The organism is Reyranella sp. (genome assembly GCF_036558665.1).
Classification (GTDB): domain Bacteria; phylum Pseudomonadota; class Alphaproteobacteria; order Reyranellales; family Reyranellaceae; genus Reyranella.
In genome coordinates this window covers 1-3,172 of the sequence record NZ_DATBFE010000111.1, presented here as the reverse complement: position 1 = coordinate 3,172, position 3,172 = coordinate 1, and the positions used below count along the sequence as shown (strand labels likewise).

Here is a 3,172-nt window from a genome sequence, read left to right as displayed (position 1 = left end):
AAGGCCCCCGGCATCATCCCGCGCAAGTCGGTGCACGAGCCGATGCAGACCGGCCTCAAGGCGATCGACAGCCTGGTGCCGATCGGACGCGGCCAGCGCGAGCTGATCATCGGCGACCGCCAGACCGGCAAGACCGCCGTCATCATCGACACCATCATCAACCAGAAGGGCATCAACGCCTCGGGCGATGAATCGAAGAAGCTCTACTGCGTGTACGTCGCAGTCGGCCAGAAGCGTTCGACCGTGGCGCAGATCGTGAAGACGCTGGAAGACGCCGGCGCGCTCGATTACTCGATCGTGATCGCCGCCACCGCGTCGGAGCCGGCGCCGCTGCAGTACCTGGCGCCCTACACCGGCGCCTCGATGGGCGAGTTCTTCCGCGACAACGCCATGCACGCCGTCATCTTCTACGACGATCTCTCCAAGCAGGCGGTCGCCTATCGCCAGATGTCGCTGCTGCTGCGCCGCCCGCCGGGACGCGAGGCCTATCCGGGCGACGTGTTCTACCTGCACTCCCGTCTGCTGGAGCGCGCGGCCAAGATGAACGACGCCAACGGGGCCGGCTCGCTGACCGCGCTGCCGGTGATCGAGACCCAGGCCGGCGACGTGTCCGCCTACATCCCGACCAACGTGATCTCCATCACCGACGGCCAGATCTTCCTGGAGACAGGCCTGTTCTATCGCGGCATCCGTCCGGCCATCAACGTCGGCCTGTCGGTCAGCCGCGTCGGCTCCGCCGCCCAGATCAAGGCGATGAAGCAGGTCGCCGGCAAGATCAAGCTCGAGCTCGCGCAGTACCGCGAGATGGCGGCGTTCGCGCAGTTCGCCTCCGACCTCGACGCCTCGACCCAGAAGCTGCTGGCGCGCGGCTCGCGCCTGACCGAGCTGCTGAAGCAGGGCCAGTTCCAGCCGATGCCGGTCGAGGAGCAGGTGGTTTCGATCTTCACCGGCGTCCGCGGCTATCTCGACACCATCCAGGTGACCGATGTGAACCGCTTCGAGGCGGCGTTCCTCAACGAGGTGCGTGCCAAGCACGCCGACGTGCTGGAGTCGATCCGCAAGGAGCGCGAGATCACCAAGCCGACCGAAGAGAAGCTGAACAACATCCTCGGCGCGTTCGTGAAGTCGTTCGCCTGATCTGAAGGGCCCCCCAAGGATTAAAGGCGGGACATGCCAAGCCTCAAGGACCTCAAGGTCCGCATCAACAGCGTGAAGTCCACGCAGAAGATCACCTCCGCCATGAAGATGGTGGCGGCGGCCAAGCTGCGCCGCGCGCAGGAGCAGGCGGAAGCCGCACGCCCCTATGCCGAGCGCATGGAGAAGGTCCTGGGCTCCCTGGCGGCGAGCGTCGCGGGCCGCGATGGCGCACCGGCCCTGCTCGCCGGTACCGGCAAGGACCAGGTGCATCTGATCGTGGTCATGACCTCCGATCGCGGCCTGTGCGGAGCGTTCAACTCGTCGATCGTGCGGCAGGCGCGCCGGCTGGCGCGCGAGCTCAAGGGCGAGGGCAAGACGCTGAAGATCCTGTGCGTCGGCCGCAAGGCCCGCGACCAGCTGCGCCGTGGGTTCGCGCAGGAGATCATCGGCACGATCGAGGCCGTGGGCAAGCCGAAGCTGAATTTCGAGGCTGCCGACAAGATCGCGACCCGCATCCGCCAGATGTTCGATCACGGCGAGTTCGACGTCTGCACCATCGTCTACAACAAGTTCAAGTCGGCGATTACCCAGATCGTCACGACGCAGCAACTGATTCCGTTCGCAGCGGCCGGCGCGGCCAACGAGAACACTGCGGATACGGAGCTGAACAGCTATGAATACGAGCCGGAAGAGGATGCGATCCTGGCGGAGCTGCTGCCGCGCAACATCGGCATGCAGATTTTCCGTGCGCTGCTGGAGAACGCGGCCAGCGAAGAGGGCGCTCGCATGTCTGCCATGGACAGCGCGACCCGCAACGCCGGCGACATGATCAACCGCCTGACCATCACCTACAACCGCTCGCGTCAGGCGTACATCACCAAGGAACTGATCGAAATCATCTCCGGCGCCGAGGCGCTGTGAGACCAGCGATGGATTGAAGGAGAGATCGATGGCCAAGAACCTGGTCGGCAAGGTCACCCAAGTGATGGGCGCCGTCGTCGACGTGCAGTTCGAAGGCGACCTGCCGGCGATTCTGAACGCGCTGCATGTGCAGAACCAGGGCAAGCTCCTGGTGCTCGAGGTCGCGCAGCACCTGGGCGAGAACACCGTCCGCACCATCGCCATGGACACCACCGACGGGCTGGTGCGCGGCCAGGAAGCGGCCGACACCGGCGCCGGCATCACCGTGCCGGTCGGCCGCGAGGTGCTGGGCCGCATCATCAACGTGATCGGCGAGCCGGTCGACGAGCGCGGCCCGGTCAAGGCCAAGACCAGCTACCCGATCCACCGCCCGGCGCCGGAATTCGTCGACCAGGCGACCGAGCCTCAGGTGCTCGTGACCGGCATCAAGGTCGTCGATTTGCTCACCCCGTACCCGAAGGGCGGCAAGATCGGCCTGTTCGGTGGCGCGGGCGTCGGCAAGACCGTGACCATCATGGAGCTGATCAACAACGTCGCGAAGGCGCACGGCGGCGTGTCGGTGTTCGCCGGCGTCGGCGAGCGCACCCGCGAGGGCAACGACCTCTATCACGAAATGATGGAATCGAAGGTCATCCAGCTCGACGGCGAGTCCAAGGTCGCGCTGGTGTATGGCCAGATGAACGAGCCCCCGGGAGCCCGCGCCCGCGTCGGCCTGACCGGACTGACCCAGGCCGAGTATTTCCGCGACGAGGAAGGCCAGGACGTGCTGTTCTTCATCGACAACATCTTCCGCTTCACCCAGGCGGGTTCGGAAGTGTCGGCGCTGCTGGGCCGCATCCCCTCGGCGGTGGGCTATCAGCCGACCCTCGCCACCGACATGGGCGCGCTGCAGGAGCGCATCACCACCACCAAGAAGGGCTCGATCACCTCGGTGCAGGCGATCTACGTGCCGGCCGACGACCTGACCGATCCCGCGCCGGCGACCTCGTTCTCGCACCTGGACGCGACCACCGTGCTGTCGCGCCAGATCGCGGAGCTCGGCATCTTCCCGGCGGTCGACCCGCTCGATTCGACCTCGCGCATCCTCGACCCGCGCGTCGTCGGCGAAGAGCAC

The 3,172-nt window shown here is 66.1% G+C and carries 3 protein-coding genes; all 3 read left to right on the top strand.

Annotation, left to right across the window (positions count from 1 at the left end; genetic code table 11):
- Positions 1-1,137 (top strand): F0F1 ATP synthase subunit alpha (atpA, locus tag VH499_RS17025; RefSeq protein WP_332053938.1); only part of this gene is annotated, 1,137 nt, incomplete at its 5' end.
- 33 nt (positions 1,138-1,170) lie between these two features.
- Positions 1,171-2,058 carry a F0F1 ATP synthase subunit gamma gene (locus VH499_RS17020; protein ID WP_332053937.1) on the top strand — a complete coding sequence of 296 codons (888 nt, stop codon included), beginning with the start codon at positions 1,171-1,173 and terminating at the stop codon, positions 2,056-2,058.
- A gap of 28 nt (positions 2,059-2,086) precedes the next feature.
- Positions 2,087-3,172, top strand: a 1,086-nt coding sequence (atpD, locus tag VH499_RS17015; protein WP_332053936.1) for a F0F1 ATP synthase subunit beta, incomplete at its 3' end; no start/stop codon positions are given.

Bases quoted from the DNA above. Each gene is read 5' to 3' on its own strand.
- VH499_RS17020 (WP_332053937.1), top strand. From the start codon at position 1,171: ATGCCAAGCCTCAAGGACCTCAAGGTCCGCATCAACAGCGTGAAGTCC.